Below are 20,883 nucleotides of genomic sequence, written 5' to 3' on the forward strand. Positions count from 1 at the left end.
GTATGTTATATTATACAACAGAGGTGAAAAAATGAAAGAATCAATCGGGAAAGAAATTGGCAAAACATTACGACAGCTTCGCCATGAGCGTGGGTGGAGTCTGGATAGACTGTCTGAAGCAACAGGAGTAAGCAAACCGATGCTTGGACAGATTGAGCGCGGGGCATCGAATCCGACGATTACGACGATGTGGAAGATTGCAGAAGGGATGGGTGTAGGGTTTTCCGCATTTCTGCAGCAGCAGCGGCCGGACATTGAATTTGTTTCCGCTGATAAAGCTGCCTGGCTCGAAGGGGAGAACGGCTACGCAGTCCGGAATATTTTTTCCAAACACGAACAGGCTCCAGTCGAATGGTATGAATTTGTGCTGGCTCCTTGGGGAAGCCATTATTCTTCTGCCCACCCATTCGGAGTAGAGGAATACATTTTTGTGCACGAAGGGCAGATGGAGGTACAGACGAAAGAGGAAAGTAAACAATTAATGAAGCCGGGGGATGCGCTGCGTTTCCGGGCGGATCACTCTCACGCCTATATTAATACCGCTTCGGAAAAAGTCAAAGGCGTTCTTATGCTTTTTTATACCGCTTACCGGCAATAAAAAAAGCCTTCCCCCTCAAAGGGAAGACAGAACTTAAAAACGGAAGCCGTAACGCTTGGAAATAACGTCGTAAAAGCCGAGGGAATTATACAATGCTTTTGTGGCTGCGTTGTTCACTCCGGTTTCCAATTCAATGCCTTTGATGTCATTATGCTCTGCCCAGTAAATAATTTTTAACAGAAGCTTCTTGGCAATACCCCGGTTCCGGTACTGCTGATCCACGTAGAGATCATTCAGCCAGACATAATACCCTCCCTTTTCAAGACTGATGCCAATATTTAAAAAAGCAGCTCCGACAATCTGTTCCTCCGTTTCAGCTACAAAAATATGGGCGGTGGAGTCGGAATCAAGAGAAAGATCGATAGCCCGCTGCAGAAACCGGTAAGCATCCTTCATGCCGATGGAATCCATCTGCCCCATGAGCAGATCTGCTATTTGATTTCTCACGTACTGTTCGGTATCTGTAGGTACTTTATACACCTGCATCGTTGAACACATCCTTATTTAAAATCACGCATTTAATTTTTAAAAAGCACTGTGTCGTCCGCGGAAAGCTTTAACCGCTCTTCTAAATAATGGGCGATGCCGTCTTCTTCATTTGAACCAATGACTTCATTGGCCGCTGATTTTGTGGCTGTACTCGCATTTCCCATGGCAAGCCCGGTCCCGGCGGCTTCAAGCATTTCCAGATCATTATCCTCATCCCCGAAAGCAATTACATCCTCCATTGAGAGCCCCGCATAGGCAGCAACTTTTTCGAGGCCGTTTGCTTTGTGATTTCCCTTTTTTATTATTTCAATCATATGGTGAGGCTCTCCCCACGAGCGCTGATGCATGCCCTTGGCTTCACTGGATGAGAGCAAATCCTGCAGGCGTTCCGCTGTCCCTTCCTGTGGATACACGAGCAGGGAAGTAGGAGAGTTCGGAAGCACTCTTTCAAGTCTTCCGGCTCCGGTTACCGGTCCCTGGAAAGCCAGAAGATCAATAAAGGATTCATCATGCTCATCCATGTACACGTCATCGAGAACTTCAGCAAGCATGTTTTGGACATTTAGCTTGCGGCAGGTCTCAATCACTGTCCTGGCAAGATCCAGGTCAAGCGGTTCATGGAAGGAGCGGAAAGAGCGATCGGCCGGATGATGAACATAGGCTCCGTTGAAATTAACGATAGGCGTGGAAAGGCCGAGCTGCTGGTAGTACATTTTACTGGCGCGGTATGGTCTGCCGGTAGCGATAGCTATTGTATGCCCGGCTTGTTTAGCCTGCTGGATTACTTTCCAGGTCTTTGTGGAAATTGTTTTATCATCTTTTAAAAGCGTCCCGTCTAGATCAAGAGCTATCAAATGTTTTTTCATAAAAACCTCTTCTTTCCTGGTGGAAATATCAATGCGTCTGTACGACTGTATAGAAACAGCGTCTTTCACGATCCGCTCTTTATTTTACTGGAACAAAAGCAAAAAGAAAAGAAAAGGAATACCTGCAACGTGATAAAAAAGATGAAAGCATTCTACTCATTTATACATCAATTGTACATTTTCATACATAAACTATATTCCCCGGAAAAAGGCTGAACAATTAGAAAAAGCTTAATAAACTCAGCTTATGACGGAAATGAAAAAATATGAAGAAAAAATAAAAATACAGTTGCATTAATATATATTCAGACTTATAATAATCACCAGAACATATTGTATAAAGATAAATAGAGGTGCAACTTTATGAATACAGCTATTATTGGAGCAACTGGCTACGGAGGAGTGGAATTAATACGCATGCTGGCCCAGCATCGCGGCGTTGAACAAATAGATGTTTACTCCTCCTCGAAGCAAAATACGAAGCTTTCTGATATGTATCCGCATATGAAAGATTTATATAATGAAATTCTGAAGCCGCTTGAGGCAGCTGACTGGTCCGCATATGACGTTGTATTTCTTTCCACCCCGCCCGGTATATCAGCGGAATGGAGCGAAGCTATTGCAGCACACACGAGGGTGATTGATTTGTCCGGGGATCTCCGGCTGAAGAACGCAGGAACTTACGAACAGTGGTACCAGCGTCAAAGCGCACCGGAATCCCTGCTTCAGGAAGCCGTCTATGGTTTGACGGAATGGAACAGAAACGAAGTGGCAGAAGCTTCTCTATTGTCAAATCCGGGATGCTATCCGACAGCAGTGCTTCTTGGCCTTCTGCCGCTGGTGGATAAGGACGTGATTGATCCTTCGAATATCATCATTGATGCAAAAACAGGCACTACAGGAGCGGGTCGGACGCCATCAGCGGTCACTCATTTCAGTGAAATGGATGGGAATTTTAAAATTTATAAAGTGAATGAGCATAAGCACACACCAGAGATCGAACAGGCACTGGACATGCATACAGGGGGAAATCACCCCGTTACGTTCAGCCCTCACCTGGTGCCGATGACGAGGGGGATTTTAGCTACTATGTATATGCCGCTTACCGAAGGGACGAAAAGCGGTCATATTGAAGAGCTGCTTCATCAGGCATATGACAAGGAGCCTTTCGTTAGAATACGGGGAGAAAAAGCATTTCCAGCAACTAAAGAAGTATATGGAAGTAATTTTTGCGATATCGGCTGGACAGTGGACGAGCGTACCAACCGGCTGACGGTGGTTTCAGTAATTGATAACTTAGTTAAAGGCGCCTCGGGGCAGGCGATACAAAATATGAATGTGATGCTGGGAGCAGATGAGAAGGAAGGAATTTCTCAGCTTCCGGTTTATCCATAAGAAAGGAAGAAAAATCATGGTAGAGGCATCGACAACAGAGCAGGTAATAGAAGTATCGGGAGGAAGCATTTTAAGTCCTGCCGGTTTCTCCGCAGCGGGTATTCATACAAAGGTCAAAAGAAAAAGAAAAGATCTCGGAGCTATTATTTGTGACGTGCCAGCGTCGAGTGCCGCTGTATATACGTTGAATAAAATCCAGGCAGCACCGCTGCAGGTGACGAAAGAAAGCATTGCCAAAGAGGGAAAGCTTCGGGCAATCGTCGTCAATAGCGGGAACGCCAATTCATGTACAGGAAGACAGGGGCTCGAGGATGCCTATACCATGAGAAAAAACAGTGCCGAAAAATTCGGTCTGCCGGAACATCAGGTAGCGGTCACTTCTACCGGTGTGATCGGCGAAGCGATGCCGATGGAGAAAATAAATGAAGGCATTGCCCACCTCGAGCCGGAAACCGGATTCGAACGGGCGCAGGATTTTAATGAAGCAATCATGACGACGGATGTTGCTGGAAAGCACGCATGCTTTCAGACATGGGTGGACAATAAAGCAGTGTTTATCGGAGGCGTAGCGAAAGGCTCCGGAATGATACATCCAAACATGGCTACAATGCTAGGATTTGTAACGACGGATGCTGCCATTGAGCCCGCTCATCTGCAGACGGCGCTTTCAGAAATAACGAACAAAACGTTTAACCGGATCACGATTGACGGCGATACCTCAACGAATGACATGGTAGTCGTCATGGCGAGCGGCAAGGCGGAAAACAGCCCGCTGCACCCCGGTCACCCTGATTGGAACGCGTTCGTTACCGGATTGAAGGAGACATGTGAATCCCTTTCGAAAAAGATCGCGAGAGACGGGGAAGGGGCCACCAAGCTGATCGAAGTGAAGGTCGAAGGTGCTGCTACAGATGAAGAAGCCGGCCAGGCAGCCAAGCAGATTGTCGGATCAGACCTGGTGAAAACCGCTGTATACGGCACAGACGCCAACTGGGGACGGGTGATTGTCGCTCTCGGTTACAGTGAAGTAGAGCTTGATCCGGATACGGTGGATATATCCGTAGGGCCGGTAGAAACCTTGAAAGCAAGCACTCCGGTGCATTTTTCCGAAGAGGATGCAAAAGCGTATCTGGAGAATGACACGGTGGAGATAACGGTGAACCTCCACGTGGGCAATGGAAGCGGCAAAGCATGGGGATGCGACCTGACGTATGATTATGTAAGAATTAACGCCGGATACCGGACGTAGGGAAAGAAGGAGGAGAAGAGCATGAACAGCATCACTGTAGTCAAATGCGGCGGTTCCACGGTAAACAAACTAACAGCTGAGTTTTTCAAAAGTATAGCTGCGATGAAAGAAAAAGGCATGAATCCGGTGCTTGTGCATGGGGGAGGCCCTGAAATCAACCGTATGCTTGAACAGATGCAGATTGAGTGTGAGTTCGTAAACGGGCTGCGAAAAACAACGCCCGAGGTGCTTGAAGTAGCAGAAATGATTCTCTCCGGAAAAGTGAACAAATGCCTCGTTTCCTCCCTTCAGTCCGCCGGTGCTCCGGCTTTTGGCATGTCCGGTATTGACGGAGGGCTTCTGGAAGCAGAACAGGTGGAGGATCAGAATCTCGGGCTCGTCGGCAACGTCGTAAACGTTAATACCTCCTGCATACACTCTATGCTGGAAAGCGGATTCGTTCCGGTGATCGCTCCTATTGCAGCGGATAAAAACGGAAAAAAATTAAATGTGAATGCTGATGCGGCTGCCTCGGCTGTCGCACAGGCAGTAGGCGCAAAAGAGCTTCTGTTTATTACAGATGTTGAAGGTGTGCTTATTGACGGAAGCAAAGCTGACTATATTCATGTAGAAAAGCTCGAGCAGCACATTCACGATGGAGAAATTTACGGCGGAATGATACCGAAAGTCCAGGCGGCAGCAGCAAGCCTGACCGGGGATTTGGAAAAGGTCGTTATTGCCGGTGCGGACGGACATACAGACGAAGCAGAAGGAAAGCTGAAGGGAACAGCAATCATAAGAGAACAGGTCCAGGCTCCGTCCCTGACTTGAAAGGAGGAGAACCATGCAGCAGACAGAACAGAAATCACATCTATTCGAAACTTATAAAAGATGGGAACTCACTTTTTCGCATGCGGAAGGCTGTACCGTAACGGATAAAGAGGGTGAAGAATACACGGACTTAATGGCTGGCATCAGCGTTGTCAACCTTGGCCACGGTGATCCCGATGTGATAAAGCATGTAGAGAAACAGCTGCACGCTGGATGGCACGGTTCCAATTTTTTTCAATATGAACAGCAGGAGCGTGCTGCAGAGCTTTTGACGAAGCTTACAGGCTTAGATCTTGTATTTTTTGCAAACAGCGGGACGGAGGCAAATGAAGCAGCTATAAAGTGCGCGAGAAAATATACCGGGCGTACGAAAATCCAAAGCTTTGTCCAGTCTTTTCACGGGCGGACATACGGAAGCATGGCAGCAACCGGCCAGGATGCCATTCATCAAGGCTTCGGCCGCATGCTCGAAGACTTTGAATATTTACCGTATAACGATGTGAATGCACTGGAGAAGGCTGTGGATGAAAACACCGCGGCAATTATGCTTGAACCGGTGCAGGGAGAGGGCGGTGTCATTCCGGGAGACCCGGCATTTATTCAAAAAGCCGCGGAGGTTGCCAGGCAGCACGGAGCGCTGCTGGTAGTAGACGAAGTACAGACTGGCCTGGGACGAACCGGCACGATGTTTGCCTATGAGCAGGCAGGCGTGGATCCTGATATTGTAACAACGGCAAAGGCTCTTGGTAACGGATTTCCGGTAGGAGCGATGATCGGCAAAGGATATTTACAGGAAGCCTTCGGACCCGGTTCGCACGGCTCCACATTTGGCGGAAATCCGCTGGCTATGGCTGCTGTAGAAGGGACGCTCCAGAAGCTTATGAGTATCAACGCCCCGAAGATGGCAGCAGAAAAGGGAAACTTTTTCACGAAGCTTCTTGAAGAAAAAATCTCCTCCCTGCCCGTGGTGAAAGAAATACGCGGCCCGGGACTTATGATCGGCATAGAGCTTACCGACAGCGCGGCACCTTACGTGCTCGCCATGCAGAAAAAAGGATTTCTGCTGATTGCTGCAGGACCTAACACGCTGAGACTTCTGCCGCCGCTGACAATTTCGCACAATGACTTGGAAAAAGCCGCAGCAGCACTAACAGAAGTGCTTGAAAAATAAAAAACGTACCAGGAGGGTTTGTAGATGAAAAGTTATATAAAATTGGAAACAGGCGAAATATTTGAAGGCAGCTGGCAGCAAGCCTTTCCGGATACGTATGGAGAAATTGTATTTTTCACAGGAATGACCGGCTACCAGGAAGTGATGACAGACCCTTCCTTTCACGGACAGATAGTTGTTTTTACTTATCCGCTAATCGGAAATTACGGTGTGAATCCAACAGATAATGAAAGTACGCAGCCGCAGCCGGCAGGTATCATTGTCAGCGAAGCCTGCGCTACGTCGGGTCACTATGAAGGAGACCAGACGCTGGCAGAGGCAGCGCTTGCAGCCGGAATTCCCGTTATGGAAAACGTGGACACGCGGGCATTGGTCAAAAATATCCGGGAAAAAGGCGATATGGGAGCAGTAATGACCGGGGATCCAGAGTCTGTGAATGTCGGAGAATACGAGCCGCTCGGAGAGCGCGATGTGATTGATACTGTAACGGTGGATAAACAGATAACGATCGGCAGCGGAGACCGGCACGTAGTATTAATGGACTTTGGCTACAAACAGTCGATGGTGGATCAGCTGAACAAAAAAGGATGCAAGGTTACGATTGTGCCTTACGATACGACGAAGGAAGCCATTAAAGCTCTGGCGCCTGATGGCCTGCTGTTTTCCAACGGTCCCGGCAACCCGAAGCAGCTTGAACAGTACTTGAGCACTTATAAGGAGCTTGCCGAAACCTACCCGACTTTGGGCATCTGCCTGGGGCACCAGCTCCTCGCGCTTGCGTTTGGCGGAAACACAGAAAAACTTCGTTTCGGTCACCGCGGTGCCAATCAGCCGGTACAGGACCTGGAAACGAACAAAGTATTTATGAGCTCTCAAAACCACAGCTATGTTGTCACGGATGCGTCTCTTTCAAAAGAGTCGTTCCGGATAAAGTACAAAAATGTCAATGACGGTTCGGTAGAGGGCATGATGCATACGAAGTTTCCAATCATGACAGCTCAGTTTCACCCGGAAGCCCATCCGGGTCCGGCAGACAGCGAAGAAATTTTTGATGAATTTCTCGAAACGATAGAGAATAAAGGGAGAGAAGCCACCTATGCCTAGAGATAAAGAAATAAATAAAGTATTGGTGATCGGCTCCGGCCCGATCATCATTGGGCAGGCTGCGGAATTTGATTATTCAGGCACCCAGGCATGCCTGGCGCTTAGAGAAGAAAATATTGAAGTAATCCTGCTGAATAACAACCCGGCAACTGTAATGACAGATAATACCTGTGCCGATAAAGTATATTTTGAGCCGCTTACCGTAGAAACAGTGGAGCGGATCATTGAACAGGAGCATCCGGACGGAGTGCTTGCCACCCTTGGCGGACAGACCGGGTTAAACCTCGCGCTTGCATTTTCCGAACAGCAGACGCTCGAAAAGCATGGGGTGAAGCTTCTCGGTACGCCGATCGAATCCATCCGGCAGGGAGAAGACAGAGAAGCATTCCGTGCGCTCATGCACGAACTAAACGAACCGGTGCCTGAAAGCGAGGTAGTTGAAAAAAAAGAAGAAGCACTCGCGTTTGCGGAGAAAACCGGATATCCGATTATTGTTCGCCCGGCGTACACACTCGGTGGAGGCGGGGGCGGCATTGCCCAGAATGAAAAAGAGCTTCGTTATATTATCGAAGGCGGGCTGGAGGCAAGCCCAATTTATCAGTGCCTGGTAGAAAAGAGCATAGCCGGGTTTAAAGAAATTGAGTACGAAGTGATGCGGGATGCCAATGACACGTGCATCACCGTGTGCAACATGGAAAACATCGACCCTGTAGGCGTTCATACCGGAGACTCTATCGTGGTGGCCCCATCCCAGACCCTGACGGACGTAGAGTACCAGATGCTTCGGAGTTCCTCGTTAAAGGTTATCCGGGCACTTGGGATTGTGGGCGGATGCAATATCCAATTTGCGCTCGACCCAGTCAGCAAGCAGTACTATTTGATCGAAGTAAACCCGAGAGTGAGCCGTTCTTCCGCGCTTGCTTCTAAAGCAACCGGATATCCGATTGCCCGCATGGCGGCTAAAATCAGCATCGGCTATCACCTGCATGAGCTGTTGAATCCGGTTACCGGGCATACGTATGCAAGCTTTGAACCGGCACTTGACTATGTTGTAGTGAAGTTTCCGCGCTGGCCGTTTGACAAGTTTTCCTACGCAGACCGCACCCTTGGCACGCAGATGAAGGCGACAGGGGAAGTCATGGCCATTGAAAGAAATCTGGAGGCGGCTCTGCAGAAAGCGGTAAGGTCGCTTGAAATCAAACTTGACGGGCTTGCTTTGCCGGAATGCAAAGAAACGGCTGATGAAAATATTTTAGACGAAATCCTGCAGCAGAACGATAAGCGATTCTTTTACATTATGGAATGGCTTCGCCGCGGCGGGGATATGGAAACAATTCATGAAAAAACCGGTATTCAGTATTTTTTCCTTCGGACCTTTTCTGCCCTTATTCAAAAAGAAAAAGATATTGCAGAGCTTTCCTGGGAAGAGTGGAGCGAAGAGCAGCTGCTGGTATGGAAAAAGGCTGGTTTTACGGATGAACAGCTGCACGCCCTGTCCGGAATAAAAATCGGAGAAATACTTGAGCTGCGTGAGCAGTTAAATATGTTCCCTTCATATCATATGGTGGATACGTGCGCAGCGGAATTCACCGCAGAAACACCGTACTACTATTCCAGCTGGTACAAGGAAAGCGACCGCGAGGCCGAACCGGTCGAAAATAAAGTGCTGGTCGTCGGTTCCGGCCCGATCCGGATCGGACAGGGCATTGAATTTGATTACTGCTCGGTGCACGGGGCGCGTGCGTTGAAAGAAGCCGGCTACGAAGCGGTAATTGTAAATAACAATCCTGAAACGGTGAGCACTGACTTTGAAATGGCGGATCATTTGTACTTTGAGCCGCTCACACCTGAGGATGTGCTTCACGTAGCCAGAGAAGAGCACGTAACGAAAGTAATCGTACAGCTTGGCGGCCAGACGGGGATCGCGCTGACTGAATCACTTGAACAAGCAGGAATGGAAGTGCTCGGCACAACGTCCGATATTATTGATCAGCTCGAGGACCGGGACCGCTTCTACCAGTTTATGCAGCATGTGAACGTTCCTCATATTCCGGGCGTCTCCGGCCACAGCAGAGAGGAAACGCTGAAGCAGGCGGAAGAAATCGGCTATCCGGTGCTTCTCAGACCTTCCTACGTCATCGGCGGCCGCGGGATGGCGATTGCGACCAAAGAAGAAGAACTGGTGGAATATATCGAAGATCCAGCCAATGATATTGAGTATCCAATATTAATTGACTCCTATAAGCCGGGCACAGAGCTTGAGGTGGATGTATTAACAGACGGCAAAGACATATGGATACCCGGTATATTTGAACACGTAGAGGAAGCAGGTGTTCATTCAGGCGATTCCATGGCTGTAACTCCACCATTCAGTATCAGTGCAGAGATTAAACAGCTTCTGGTGAACTATACGCAGAAAATTGCGGAGGGCATGGATTTTCACGGTATCTTTAATATCCAATTCGTTTACGACGCCGGCGAATTGTATGTGATTGAAATAAATCCAAGAGCATCGCGCACGGTACCGGTCTTTGCCAAAATCACCGGCGAAAAAGTGATTGAAGGAGCGGTGCACCTGCTGCTCGGCCATTCACTTAAAACATGGACAAGTGAGAAAGGGCTCCACGAAGAGCCGGGCTATTACACAGTGAAGGCCCCGGTCTTTTCCAACGATAAATTAAGCGGACTTGACCCGGTGCTCGAAGCAGAGATGAAATCCACCGGGGAGCTGATCGGCATATCAAAAGATCTTTCCGGAGCCTTTCAGAAAGCATTTGCCTGGTCGGAAACACAAATCCCTCTTCTATTCAAAAAAACCGGAAGTGTCTACTGCGAAATTGCTGACGGGGAATATGAAAAAGCAAGACCATCCCTGGAGAAGCTTGAAGGCCTGGGTTACACATTAGTGTTTCCACAGCAGACGCCGTTTGATGAATGGATTTACTCAGAGGATGCTTCAGCATTAATCAGTATTCCGGAGATCGGGCATAAAACAGGAAAAGAGAGTCGTCAGAAAGCATTAATTGAACGTAAAACGATCGTAACGAATGCACGCACGCTGAGTGTGATGGTTCAGGCCATTCAAGGGGCGCCGGAGCTGCCTGCACCAATTGAGTCGTGGCTGCAAAATTACGCTTTGTCCGAAAAAGGAGTGTAGCAAATGGCAACAAATCTGAATAATTCCGCCTCAACTCTGAATCAGCAGAGCGTTTTAACGCTGCTTGATTTTTCCGCGGAGGAAATCAAACAACTGCTGGAGCTGGCAGCAGACATGAAGAAAAATCCTGCTGCGTATTATAATCATCTGGCGCATCGCTCCCTCGGGATGATTTTTGAAAATGCATCGACGAGAACCCGAGTGTCCTTTGAGGTAGCTATGACTCAGATGGGAGGCCATTCTTTGTTTCTGAGCCCCCGCGATATGCAGATCGGCCGCGGGGAGCCGATCAAAGACACAGCCAAAGTGCTTTCGAGGTACGTTGATGCGTTGATGATCCGCACAAACGATCACGGGAAAGTCGAAGCACTCGCAGAGCATGCAGATGTGCCGGTAATTAATGCCCTTACGGATCTGTATCACCCGTGCCAGGCACTTGCCGATTTGCTGACTGTGCAGGAGCGGAAAGGGAGCTTCGAGGGCCTGAAAAGTGTTTTTATCGGAGACGGAAACAATGTCGCCCATTCCTGGATCATAGCAAGCATCAAAATGGGAATGGATGCGGTGCTCGCAGCGCCGGAAGGGTACGGTCCGGAGCCGGGCGTCTGGAAGCAGATTGAGCAGGCAGCGGAGGAGTCTGGAGCATCCGTTACCCGCACGACAGACCCTGAAGAAGCGGCAAAAGGGGCGGACGTTATTTATACGGACGTGTGGACGAGCATGGGCTATGAAGAGGAGCAGGCGAAACGCCTCGCGGCTTTTAAAGGCTTTATGATTTCTGAAGAGCTTACGGCGAAAGCTGCGAAAGACTACATCTTTTTGCACTGCCTCCCGGCCCATCGGGAAGAAGAGGTGGCGGCTTCAGTCATTGATGGTCCCCATTCAGCTGTTTATGATGAAGCGGAAAACAGACTGCACGTACAAAAGGCTATACTTGCTTCGGTCATCAGCTAGACTGTGAAACCGTTCCTAATAATACAGGGACGGTTTCTTTTATGTGAAGAAAGGAGGATAATCACTTGGATTAGCGTGTTTCTGCTTGTATAATTGCCGGGAAGCCGGTAAGCAGCGGGAGGGATGACATGACAGTGAAACGTGCTGCAGCAGGGGTAATTATTTTTATTTGCGTATTGATTGCTGTGTATTTAGGTATCGTTTATTTTTTTCAGGGAAGCCAGACGACAGCCATTCTTACAGCTATCACGGGAGCGCTGATCGCCGAATGGACATACCACCGTTCGTTCGTAGAGGAATAAAGATTATATGAATAAAACAGCGTGCAGAAAGTAGACAACCGTGCGTGACTCGTATAAAATTATTCCCAGACTAATGAAAACGTCCAGCCTGGTTCGTACATAGGCAGGGAGTATATACATGAGAATGTGGAAGATAACAAAGGAGAGAGTAGCATGAATGAAAACAGGCGAGTGGTTGTAACAGGAATGGGGACAGTCAACCCGCTGGGCCAGACAGTGGAATCCTCGTGGAAAAATGCTGTGGACGGCGTCTCCGGCATTAGTGCTATCGAAAGGGTGGATGTCTCCGAGCTTCCGATGAAAATCGGGGGAGAAGTAACGGATTTCGATCCGTCGGCCTATTTGGAAAAAAAAGAACTGCGGAAAATGGACCGCTTCACTCAGTTTGCTATTGTAGCTTCCATGCAGGCGCTTGAGGACGCGGGTTATACAATTACAGAGGAAAATGCAGCACGGACCGGCGTTTGGATAGGCTCTGGCATTGGCGGTATGGAAACGTATGAAAACCAGTTTCAAAACTTCATGGAGCGCGGCTATAAACGTGTGAGCCCGTTCTTTGTACCGATGATGATCCCGGACATGGCTTCCGGCCAGGTGTCCATTTATACAGGGGCCAAAGGAGTGAATTCCTGTACGGTTACGGCCTGTGCCACAGGCTCTAACTCGATTGGAGACGCATATAAAGTGATTCAGCGCGGTGATGCCGATGCCATGATTACAGGCGGCACAGAAGCTCCGATTACAAAAATGGCGATTGCAGGCTTTAGCTCGGCCAAGGCAATTACGATGAATGAAGACCCAAATACGGCGTCCCGTCCGTTTGATAAAAACCGGGACGGATTTGTAATGGGCGAGGGAGCGGGCATACTGATGCTTGAAAGCCTGGAGTCCGCCGAAGCGAGGGGCGCGGAAATTTATGCTGAAATCGTCGGATACGGTTCTACCGGAGATGCGTATCATCTGACAGCTCCGGCTCCGGACGGCGAAGGCGCTCAGCGCTCCATGCAGATGGCTATGGACGATGCAGGGCTTACAGCAGAAGACATTCAGTACATTAACGCTCACGGTACCAGCACGCAATACAATGATAAATTTGAAACGACAGCTGTACGAAAGGTATTTCAGGATCATGCGGACAGTGTATGGATGAGTTCAACAAAATCGATGACTGGTCACCTGCTCGGGGCAACCGGAGGTATTGAAGCTATATTCAGTATTCTTTCTTTAAAGGATAATGTAGTGCCGCCGACTATTAACCTGCACGAGCCGGATCCGGAATGTGATCTCGATTATGTTCCAAACGAAGCCCGGAAAGGTGATATTCAAGCCGTTTTAAGCAATACCTTTGGATTTGGCGGACATAACGCTACCCTGGCATTTAAAAAATGGCAGTCATAAAAAAAGTCTGGGCGCGTTGGCCCAGACTTTTTTTGCATTTAGGACTGATAGCTGTGAATAAGGGATTCAGCATAATCCAGTGCTTCTCGGGATGAATTGATTTCTTCGTTAATAATGCCTTTTTCGGTTTCGCTTATAATGAATTTATAAAGCGGCCCGGGGCGGAGGCCGAGACGTTGAAGTTCAGCGCCGGAAACCCACGGTGGCAGGTCCTGCCATTTGTCCTGGTATTGTCTGAGCAAAGCCGCTTTTCCCGGCTGCCCGGCGCTGTACTCAAGGCAGTAAGCAGCAATTTCAACAGAAAGAGGAGACACATGGGCAGCAGTGCGGTGAAAATCACCGGGTCTTTCGATAGAGACGTCCCAGCTTTCATCGAGCAGGTGGTGCACGTGCCGCACGAGCTGTTTATCCTGCTTCCGCACGGCGACCCGCTCGGCAGAAAGCACCCGGCCGCTTTCCTGCAGAAATAATGGCAGCAGGGTCATAAACAAAGATGATTGGAGCCCGGTAATATAAGGCAGCAGTCGCTCGGCTGTATCGTCCCATACGGCACCAGGGAGAAATGCCGATAAAACGTCAAGCTTCTGGAGACGATAAAACAACTGGGCAGGAGGCATTTCTGCAGTCAGACGCTGAAATTCAGCGAGTATTCTATCTGTAGACAGGGCATGAATCGCGTTAACCGCCTGCGCAATAAACGCTTCTGTTTCATGATCCATCGCAAATCCAAAACGGTGTTCAAAGCGGACGGCACGGAGAATACGGGTCGGGTCCTCCACAAAGCTCAAATTGTGCAGCACCCGGATGGCTCCCCGTTTTAAATCCTCAAGTCCTGAAAAGTGGTCGATGAGATCCCCAAACTCTTCGGGATGAAGGGCAAGGGCCATGGCATTGATCGTAAAATCCCTTCGGAACAGATCTTCTTTCAATGTAGAGCTCTCCACGTCTGGCAGAGATCCGGGTTTTTCATAAAATTCGGTCCGGGAGCTTGCGATATCCATTTTTAATCCGTCCGGCCAGATGATCGTAGCAGTGCCAAATGCTTCGTGCTTGTGGAGTTCTCCGTTCCATTTGGAGGCAATGTCTGAAGCAAAGGCTATGCCGTCACCTTCAACGGCAATGTCGATATCCTCATTTTCCTTTTGCAAAATAATATCGCGAACGACTCCACCAATCAGATATGTGCGCAAATGCTGGCGGGCGCCTTCTTCTCCGACAGCCCGAAGCCACTGCTGGATGGAATCCGGCAAAGTCGTGCGCATGCTTTCTTCCATATTGACGGTTTCTGATGCAGTGGAGTCTTCACGAAGCCGGGCAATGATATCGCTGCGCGAGACGAGACCGATTAATGCACCGCGGTGATCAATAATGGGAAGCCGGCCAACGTTATGGTGGACCATCTGCTGCTGCAGTTCTTCAAACCGGTGATAGGGGGAGGCGGTATGAAGGTTGGAGCTCATGTAGCCTTTGACAGGGGCGTGCCCGAGCTGATGATGCATGGCTTTATCAATGTCGCGCCGGGAAATAATGCCGACTAATTCATACTGGTCGTTTACTACCGGAAAGCCGCTGTGGCCGTAACGAAGAACCATATCTTCCGCTTCCCTGATTGTCGTTTCCGGCTTCAGTGTTTTTACCGGCCGGCTCATCAGCTCTTCAGCCGTAATGGAGCGGCCGACTGCAGATTGAAGCTGTGATTTGATCTGGTCGTAAACGTCGTCGAGCAGCTGATCCTTGATAGTGGCCGACCCGGCCCGGGAATGCCCGCCTCCGCCGAACGGGGCTAAAATGTCCGGGAGGTGAATGCGGTCGGTGGCCGAGCGCCCGATAACAAATATTTTGCCCTGTGCTCTGGTTAAAGTAATGACAGCGCTCGCACCGGTCGTTTCTATTAAATTGGAGGTAACGGTGTTCAAGCCGCCGATATGCTTGTCGCCGGAATCAAATTTTGTAATCAACAGCTGAAGCCCTTCGCGCTCAATGACCTCTGCTGCCCCGAGGTAAGCTCGCAGAGCATACTGCTGATCCGGAGAAAGCGACTCCTCCATGTATTGGCCGACGGTATCTAAATTCATGCCCTGCTCCATTAAAAATACAGCAGCCTGCAGATCCCGAAGCGTTGTACTCGGATAAACGAGCGACCCGGTATCAGTGTAAAGCCCGAGAGCAAAAAGGGTAGCTTCGACCGGAGTAAGGGAAAGCTGGCGCTGCATCAATTCTTCAATGAGGATAGTGACAGCGGCGCCTGTTGGTTCAATCCGGGCATCAATGGCCGCTTCTGTGGAATCAGGCGCTTCCTTATTTGTGTGGTGATCATAAATGATCCAGTACGGAGCTGAGGAAAAGGTAAGGCCGTCCCTGGCCCGATCCGGCTCGGAGACATCGGTTAAAATTACCGTATGCAAATTATCCCAATCGATATGCCGGGAAGAAACAAACGGGAATTCATCCTTGAAAAGAGCGAGGTACTCGTTGACTTCCTCGGACTGGTCGTCCTGCAAAACGAGGCGGGCCTCCGGATAAAGTCTGGAAGCAGCTACAGCAGAAGCGAGGGCGTCAAAGTCCATATGGCGGTGCGTTAAAATTACATCCATGGCAGCTGCCTCCTTAGTCATTATTTTTCACATGCATTAAATGGTTGTGGAAGTGATTGAGAGCCATAGTGAGAATGGCTTCGGGGCGCGTCTGATCGGCCTCCATGTTCACTTCATCAAAATACCGGGTGATATCTTCAAGCTGGTCTTTCTGTTCTTTGTATAAGTGCACCTGCAGAACCCGGGTTTCGTTCGCAAGCTCCCGGGCAAGCTGATTGATTGAATGCTGCAGCTGTTCAGACTCCTTCAGCAGTTCACGCAGCTGTTTTTGCTTTTCTTCTCGTACAGTCACTTGCGACCCTCCATGTGCTGGATGTGTTTTCCCTATACTAATACCCGGGAAGAAAAAAATAAAAGCTCCCGACTTGGGAGCTCCTACCGTTTTTTTCGTTCAAGCCCCATGGCACGCTCTGCTTTTGCGAGCATTTTTGAGGAAGCCTGACGGGCTGTTTCTGCGCCTTTGTCCAGGATGTCATCGAGTTCTGAAGAGTTCATCAGCTCCGAATGGCGCTCCTGAAGTGGTACGAGAATATCAGCAACGGCGGCGCCGGTTTCTTCTTTAAGAGAGCCGTAGCTTTCTTGGCTGAGCTTTTGTTCTGCCTCTTCGATACTGATGTTTTTAGAAATGGCGTAAATTGTGAGGAGGTTGCTTACTCCAGGTTTGCTTTCAGGATCGTAGCGGATCTCGCGTCCGGAATCAGTCACAGCGCTCTTCATCTTCTTCATGATCGTCTTTTCATCATCAAGCATGGAAATAAAAGCCTTTTGATTGGAGTCGGATTTGCTCATTTTTTTCTCTGGATTTTGAAGAGACATAATCCGCGCTCCGCTGCCCGCTATTTTTGTTTCCGGGACGGTGAATATATCGTTGTACTGTTGATTAAACCGTTCCGCGAGCGTCCGCGTCAGTTCGAGGTGCTGCTTCTGGTCTTCTCCGACAGGAACAATATCTGTGCCATATAAAAGGATGTCCGCAGCCATCAGCGGCGGGTAAGTCAAAAGAGCACCGGGAACACCGGAGCGGCCCTCTGCCTTATCTTTAAACTGGGTCATGCGCTCAAGCTCCCCAATATAGGCAATGCATTGCAGCATCCAGCCAAGCTGGGCGTGAGCAGGAACCTCCGATTGAACAAAAATAGTTGCTTTTTCCGGATCAAGTCCGGCAGCGATGTATAAAGCCGCGAGACTCCGGGTGTTGTGCTGAAGCTCCTGCTTATTTTGAGGCACTGTAATAGCGTGCTGGTTCACAATACAAAAAAAGCTTCGGTAGTCTTTCTGTAAATCCACAAAGTGTTTTATCGCCCCTAAATAGTTACCGATGGTGGGCGTGCCGCTCGGCTGAACACCGGAAAAAACGGTTTTCATAAGTATACATCCTTTCGTTGTCAAAAACTTATTTCTGCCGGCTTTTATACTTAAGGACAAGCACGGCGGCCCATTCAAGCACGAGTAAGATAAAAAGCAGAAGTCCCGGCCAGGAGGGGAAGTCTGACAATCTCACCTGAAGGACAAGTGCTGCTGCCCACAAGAAAGCTGTAACGGCCATCCAAAAACGTATCTGATCTGTCATAGCTTCATCACCACTCTGACCCGAGGCCAATAAAAGTTAAATAGGAAGCAATAAAATAAACGACGACAAGAGTGATGGAGGGCCAAAGATAAATGGCCGGTGTTTTTCGTTTACTGCCCCGGAGAACAGCGTAAAATACTATGGCTGCGAGCAGCGTAATGCCGAGAGAAGTCACCAGATTCGTCCGGCTTGCTGCGGAAATGATCGGTTCGCCTCTATAGAAAATATCGCTCAGGGCAAGCAGAGTCAAATTGAAGAGGTTGCTGCCCAAAATGGACCCCAGGGCCAGATTATAGTTTCTCAGCTTCATTGCTACAAAAACAGAAACGGCTTCGGGGAGGGACGTCGAAGCAGCGATTAAAAAACTTCCGATAAAGCTCGACCCGAGTCCGGTGATAACAGCGATCCTGTCACCGGTGGTAGTTAGAACAGTACCGGCAGCGAGCGTAAATAAAGCAGCGATTATAAATCCCGTACCAGCCTGTCGCAGTGAGAGATCGGGCTTTGGCACGTCCTGTTCTTCTTCGTCAGGAATCACGCCTTCGTTCTGGCGGTTTGCCCAGACAATTCCTACCGCATAGAACACCAGAAGGATAAGCGCATCAACACCGACGCCAAAAACGCTCCAGGAAAGCTGGAGGAGAAAAGCCGCCCCCGTGACAAAAGCAAGCACGGCCCCCAGCCCGGCAGTATATGTATGACCAGGGGAGACGCGGTTGAACAGCTGCTTGCGCCGATAAAAAATATCAAATACAGCAATGATAAGAATGTTAAATAAGTTACTCCCAAGCACGTTGCCCACTGCAATGTCCGGGTTATCCAAAAACACAGCCGTTAAGCTGGTGGTAACTTCGGGCAGGGAAGTGGCCCCGGCCAACAAAAGGGTGCCGACCATCATACCGCCAAGCGAAGATTTTTCACTAATGATGTCAGAGTATGAAGACAGCTTGGTGGCTGCGATAACTGTAAACACCGCTGCCAAAAGAAAGAATAAAAAGACCAACGATGGTGTCCCCTCTCACAAACGATAATTTCAGCATAAAACGCTTTAGAACAGGGTTAGTGTATCGTAACTTACCCCGAAGGTCAAAAGGAAGCCGTGTGAAAACCCCTTCATCTATGTAAATATTGGATAACAACGACTATAATAAAGTAGAAAGAATTCAAAGGAGGGCTACAATGAAGATATTTGCCGTATTTCTTACAATGAAGGATGAAGAAAAATCACAAAAGTTCCGCTCGCAGCACTTGAAATTTCTCGAGGATGAAGAGCTGAACGGAAATGTGATTGCTTATGGACGTTTTGTCGATGGTACCGGCGGCTTAATCATGTACCGCGGAGAAGAAGAGGAAGCCGTCCGGGAAATTGTAGAACAGGATCCTTACATACAGCTTGGTGCCCGGGATTATCATATGCATGAGTGGGATATGAAATCACATGTCTGGACGAAGGGAGAATAATACTTATGAAAAAAGCTGCTTTTATCGGACTTGGAAACATGGGCATGCCAATGGCTGTGAATATTTTGAATAAAGGATTTGACGTCTACGGGATTAATAAAGGAAATGAAAAGGAAGACCGCTTTCAGGAAGCAGGAGGTACTGTCGGTATTACACCGGCAGAGGCAGCTGGACAGATGGATATCGTTATGACCTGCCTGCCGAAGCCAGAGCATGTAGAAGAAATGATGCTCGGTGAAAACGGCGTTATTACAAATGCCTCACCAGGACTTCTTGTAATTGATTTCAGTACCGTGTCTGCAGAGCTTCATGAAAAGATTGAAGCAGAGGCAGCGCAAAAGGGTGTAGACTATCTGGATGCTCCGGTTAGCGGGGGAACGACAGGAGCAGAAGCTGGAACACTTGCTGTGATGGTGGGTGGAAGCAAAGAGGCCTTTGAAAAAGCCAGACCGATTTTTGAAGCGGTAGGAAAAAATATTACGTATGCCGGCAGTATTGGCAAAGGTACGAAGGTGAAGTTGATTAATCAGTATATGGTCGGTATGCATACTGCAGCGGTAAGCGAAGGATTAACGATGGCGGAAAAAGCAGGAGTTGATCTGGAAATGCTTCATTCCGTTATCACAAATAGTATGGGGCAGAGCAAAATCTACGACCGGCACTATACGGAATTCATTCAGGAAAACAAAGAGGAACCCGGATTTGCTCTGGAACTGCTTTTAAAGGATCTTGGTCTGGCTAATGAAATGAGTAATCGTGTAGGAGTAATTCCAAAGGCAGGAAAGGAAGTTTTATCCTTATTCGAAGAGGCGGATCGCGAAGGGTTTGGAGAAAAAGACATGAGCAGCCTTTTTTACTACGTGAAAAACAACAAAAAATAAAAAATATGTAGACACGGAACCTGCCTTCCTTCATGAAGGCGGGTTCTTTACGTTTTACGAATGCATAGTTTCAGCAACGGCCTGCTCAACGCGTTCGTCGAGGGAATGCAGTCGGGTGAATGCATCTTCATCAGTAATAGTCCGGTAGTGATGGCGTCCGGATGGCTCTTCATCGAGTTCATCTGCATCGGCAACTACCTGCTGCAGCGGCGTTCGCTGAATATTGGCAGCCGGGAGATACGAATCAGTATGAAGTAAAACAGCCATACTGACTTCCTTTGCCCTCGAAGGTTCTTCGCCGAGCCGGATTAAGAGCTTGTGCGCCCGTTCTGCTCCTTTGATAGCGTGAATATCGTTCGTCTGATATTCTTCGAAGTCCCATTTTCCGTTTTTGTAAAAAAGATAATGGCCCATATCGTGCAGAAAACCGGCTTTTACTGCTAAATCAACATCTACATTTCGTTCTCTGGCAAGCTCTAATGCTATATCAGCCACGCGAATGGCATGGGCAAGTCCGGAACGGCGGACATATTTTTGAGTAATAGGGTGTTTGTAAATATCAATCATCGTCACTCTGCTCATTGGTGCTCCTCCTTTATAGATTATTTTGCAAAAGGGGCCCCGGCCAATAAAGGCTGAGGACCCTGTGAAAGTCTCGCAATTTTTAAAGATATTTTTAACATTATAATAACTATGCGACTGGAATGCAAGGGAAATGAAAGATTAACTAACATTCAATTATCATTTTGAATATAAATTTTAATTAATAAAAAAATAGCGGAAAATAAAAAATATGGTTGGTAACATGTGTATTTAAACGTATAATTAAACTAAGAAAAATATTCCATTAAATAGTGACTATTAGAGTGTATTTTTTAAAAAAA

At 48.4% G+C, this 20,883-nt stretch carries 20 protein-coding genes; 12 read left to right on the forward strand and 8 right to left on the reverse strand.

All coding sequences use genetic code 11. From position 1 onward, the window contains the following. Positions 1-31: 31 nt before the first annotated feature. Positions 32-598: a helix-turn-helix domain-containing protein gene (locus ACTRXI_RS08605; protein ID WP_474262022.1), complete on the forward strand. Its 567-nt coding sequence runs from the start codon at positions 32-34 to the stop codon at positions 596-598. A 33-nt stretch (positions 599-631) separates the two neighbouring features. Here ACTRXI_RS08605 and ACTRXI_RS08610 read toward each other — a convergent pair whose 3' ends face one another. Next, a complete protein-coding gene (locus tag ACTRXI_RS08610; protein ID WP_022793227.1) occupies positions 632-1,084 on the reverse strand; it encodes a GNAT family N-acetyltransferase in 453 nt (150 codons plus the stop codon). Between the two features lie 32 nt (positions 1,085-1,116). Continuing rightward, positions 1,117-1,953: a Cof-type HAD-IIB family hydrolase gene (locus ACTRXI_RS08615; RefSeq protein WP_474262023.1), complete on the reverse strand. Its 837-nt coding sequence runs from the start codon at positions 1,951-1,953 to the stop codon at positions 1,117-1,119. Positions 1,954-2,316: 363 nt separating this feature from the next. Here ACTRXI_RS08615 and argC point away from each other — a divergent pair, with 363 nt between their 5' ends. The 9 genes from argC (at position 2,317) to fabF (ending at position 13,493) form a co-directional block, all read left to right on the forward strand. Continuing rightward, positions 2,317-3,348: an N-acetyl-gamma-glutamyl-phosphate reductase gene (argC, locus tag ACTRXI_RS08620; RefSeq protein ID WP_474262024.1), complete on the forward strand. Its 1,032-nt coding sequence runs from the start codon at positions 2,317-2,319 to the stop codon at positions 3,346-3,348. A 16-nt stretch (positions 3,349-3,364) separates the two neighbouring features. Beyond that, positions 3,365-4,597, forward strand: coding sequence for a bifunctional glutamate N-acetyltransferase/amino-acid acetyltransferase ArgJ (argJ, locus tag ACTRXI_RS08625; RefSeq protein ID WP_474262025.1), 1,233 nt, complete (start codon positions 3,365-3,367; stop codon positions 4,595-4,597). 21 nt (positions 4,598-4,618) lie between these two features. Further along, positions 4,619-5,407 (forward strand): acetylglutamate kinase, encoded by a 789-nt coding sequence (gene argB, locus ACTRXI_RS08630; protein WP_474262026.1) that lies wholly within the window; start codon positions 4,619-4,621, stop codon positions 5,405-5,407. A gap of 13 nt (positions 5,408-5,420) precedes the next feature. Further along, complete coding sequence (locus ACTRXI_RS08635; protein WP_474262027.1) at positions 5,421-6,578, forward strand: acetylornithine transaminase; 1,158 nt, start codon at positions 5,421-5,423, stop codon at positions 6,576-6,578. A gap of 24 nt (positions 6,579-6,602) precedes the next feature. Further along, on the forward strand, positions 6,603-7,682 hold the full coding sequence (locus ACTRXI_RS08640; protein ID WP_474262028.1) for a carbamoyl phosphate synthase small subunit: 1,080 nt from the start codon (positions 6,603-6,605) through the stop codon (positions 7,680-7,682). After that, positions 7,675-10,839, forward strand: coding sequence for a carbamoyl phosphate synthase large subunit (locus tag ACTRXI_RS08645; RefSeq protein ID WP_474262029.1), 3,165 nt, complete (start codon positions 7,675-7,677; stop codon positions 10,837-10,839). Before ACTRXI_RS08640 ends, ACTRXI_RS08645 begins: the two co-directional genes overlap by 8 nt. Positions 10,840-10,842: 3 nt before the next feature. Further along, on the forward strand, positions 10,843-11,793 hold the full coding sequence (argF, locus tag ACTRXI_RS08650; RefSeq protein ID WP_474262030.1) for an ornithine carbamoyltransferase: 951 nt from the start codon (positions 10,843-10,845) through the stop codon (positions 11,791-11,793). Positions 11,794-11,921: 128 nt separating this feature from the next. Next, positions 11,922-12,095 (forward strand): hypothetical protein, encoded by a 174-nt coding sequence (locus tag ACTRXI_RS08655; protein ID WP_474262031.1) that lies wholly within the window; start codon positions 11,922-11,924, stop codon positions 12,093-12,095. A 153-nt stretch (positions 12,096-12,248) separates the two neighbouring features. Further along, a complete protein-coding gene (fabF, locus tag ACTRXI_RS08660) occupies positions 12,249-13,493 on the forward strand; it encodes a beta-ketoacyl-ACP synthase II (RefSeq protein ID WP_474262032.1) in 1,245 nt (414 codons plus the stop codon). Between the two features lie 38 nt (positions 13,494-13,531). Here the strand turns inward: fabF and ACTRXI_RS08665 are convergent, their stop codons facing one another. The 5 genes from ACTRXI_RS08665 to ACTRXI_RS08685 all read right to left on the reverse strand — a co-directional run bounded on the left by ACTRXI_RS08665 (position 13,532) and on the right by ACTRXI_RS08685 (position 18,660). Beyond that, positions 13,532-16,087 carry a CBS domain-containing protein gene (locus ACTRXI_RS08665; protein ID WP_474262033.1) on the reverse strand — a complete coding sequence of 852 codons (2,556 nt, stop codon included), beginning with the start codon at positions 16,085-16,087 and terminating at the stop codon, positions 13,532-13,534. 13 nt (positions 16,088-16,100) lie between these two features. Beyond that, complete coding sequence (locus ACTRXI_RS08670; protein ID WP_474262034.1) at positions 16,101-16,379, reverse strand: hypothetical protein; 279 nt, start codon at positions 16,377-16,379, stop codon at positions 16,101-16,103. Positions 16,380-16,462: 83 nt separating this feature from the next. Then, positions 16,463-17,452: a tryptophan--tRNA ligase gene (trpS, locus tag ACTRXI_RS08675; protein ID WP_474262035.1), complete on the reverse strand. Its 990-nt coding sequence runs from the start codon at positions 17,450-17,452 to the stop codon at positions 16,463-16,465. 28 nt (positions 17,453-17,480) lie between these two features. Continuing rightward, complete coding sequence (locus ACTRXI_RS08680; protein WP_474262036.1) at positions 17,481-17,657, reverse strand: hypothetical protein; 177 nt, start codon at positions 17,655-17,657, stop codon at positions 17,481-17,483. Positions 17,658-17,664: 7 nt separating this feature from the next. After that, complete coding sequence (locus ACTRXI_RS08685) at positions 17,665-18,660, reverse strand: sodium:calcium antiporter (RefSeq protein ID WP_474262037.1); 996 nt, start codon at positions 18,658-18,660, stop codon at positions 17,665-17,667. Positions 18,661-18,836: 176 nt separating this feature from the next. Between ACTRXI_RS08685 and ACTRXI_RS08690 the strand changes: the two genes are divergently transcribed. Both ACTRXI_RS08690 and ACTRXI_RS08695 read left to right on the forward strand, forming a co-directional pair. Then, entirely contained in the window at positions 18,837-19,118 is a 282-nt protein-coding gene (locus ACTRXI_RS08690) for a YciI family protein (protein WP_474262038.1), read from the forward strand. A gap of 5 nt (positions 19,119-19,123) precedes the next feature. Then, complete coding sequence (locus ACTRXI_RS08695) at positions 19,124-19,999, forward strand: NAD(P)-dependent oxidoreductase (protein WP_474262039.1); 876 nt, start codon at positions 19,124-19,126, stop codon at positions 19,997-19,999. Positions 20,000-20,053: 54 nt separating this feature from the next. On the opposite strand, the gene ACTRXI_RS08700 is transcribed toward ACTRXI_RS08695, so the two are convergent. Beyond that, entirely contained in the window at positions 20,054-20,581 is a 528-nt protein-coding gene (locus ACTRXI_RS08700; protein WP_474262040.1) for an HD domain-containing protein, read from the reverse strand. Positions 20,582-20,883 lie beyond the last annotated feature (302 nt).

It is taken from the genome of Marinococcus sp. LNHM4E3-1 (assembly GCF_056034405.1).

Excerpts from the sequence above, each read along its gene's own strand:
- ACTRXI_RS08700 (WP_474262040.1), bottom strand. The coding sequence starts at position 20,581 with ATGAGCAGAGTGACGATGATTGATATTTACAAACACCCTATTACTCAA.
- ACTRXI_RS08645 (WP_474262029.1), top strand. The coding sequence starts at position 7,675 with ATGCCTAGAGATAAAGAAATAAATAAAGTATTGGTGATCGGCTCCGGC.
- ACTRXI_RS08655 (WP_474262031.1), top strand. The coding sequence starts at position 11,922 with ATGACAGTGAAACGTGCTGCAGCAGGGGTAATTATTTTTATTTGCGTA.
- ACTRXI_RS08680 (WP_474262036.1), bottom strand. The coding sequence starts at position 17,657 with ATGACAGATCAGATACGTTTTTGGATGGCCGTTACAGCTTTCTTGTGG.
- ACTRXI_RS08605 (WP_474262022.1), top strand. The coding sequence starts at position 32 with ATGAAAGAATCAATCGGGAAAGAAATTGGCAAAACATTACGACAGCTT.
- ACTRXI_RS08615 (WP_474262023.1), bottom strand. The coding sequence starts at position 1,953 with ATGAAAAAACATTTGATAGCTCTTGATCTAGACGGGACGCTTTTAAAA.
- ACTRXI_RS08690 (WP_474262038.1), top strand. The coding sequence starts at position 18,837 with ATGAAGATATTTGCCGTATTTCTTACAATGAAGGATGAAGAAAAATCA.
- argJ (WP_474262025.1), top strand. The coding sequence starts at position 3,365 with ATGGTAGAGGCATCGACAACAGAGCAGGTAATAGAAGTATCGGGAGGA.
- trpS (WP_474262035.1), bottom strand. The coding sequence starts at position 17,452 with ATGAAAACCGTTTTTTCCGGTGTTCAGCCGAGCGGCACGCCCACCATC.
- fabF (WP_474262032.1), top strand. The coding sequence starts at position 12,249 with ATGAATGAAAACAGGCGAGTGGTTGTAACAGGAATGGGGACAGTCAAC.
- ACTRXI_RS08640 (WP_474262028.1), top strand. The coding sequence starts at position 6,603 with ATGAAAAGTTATATAAAATTGGAAACAGGCGAAATATTTGAAGGCAGC.
- argF (WP_474262030.1), top strand. The coding sequence starts at position 10,843 with ATGGCAACAAATCTGAATAATTCCGCCTCAACTCTGAATCAGCAGAGC.
- ACTRXI_RS08695 (WP_474262039.1), top strand. The coding sequence starts at position 19,124 with ATGAAAAAAGCTGCTTTTATCGGACTTGGAAACATGGGCATGCCAATG.
- argC (WP_474262024.1), top strand. The coding sequence starts at position 2,317 with ATGAATACAGCTATTATTGGAGCAACTGGCTACGGAGGAGTGGAATTA.
- ACTRXI_RS08665 (WP_474262033.1), bottom strand. The coding sequence starts at position 16,087 with ATGGATGTAATTTTAACGCACCGCCATATGGACTTTGACGCCCTCGCT.
- argB (WP_474262026.1), top strand. The coding sequence starts at position 4,619 with ATGAACAGCATCACTGTAGTCAAATGCGGCGGTTCCACGGTAAACAAA.
- ACTRXI_RS08610 (WP_022793227.1), bottom strand. The coding sequence starts at position 1,084 with ATGCAGGTGTATAAAGTACCTACAGATACCGAACAGTACGTGAGAAAT.
- ACTRXI_RS08635 (WP_474262027.1), top strand. The coding sequence starts at position 5,421 with ATGCAGCAGACAGAACAGAAATCACATCTATTCGAAACTTATAAAAGA.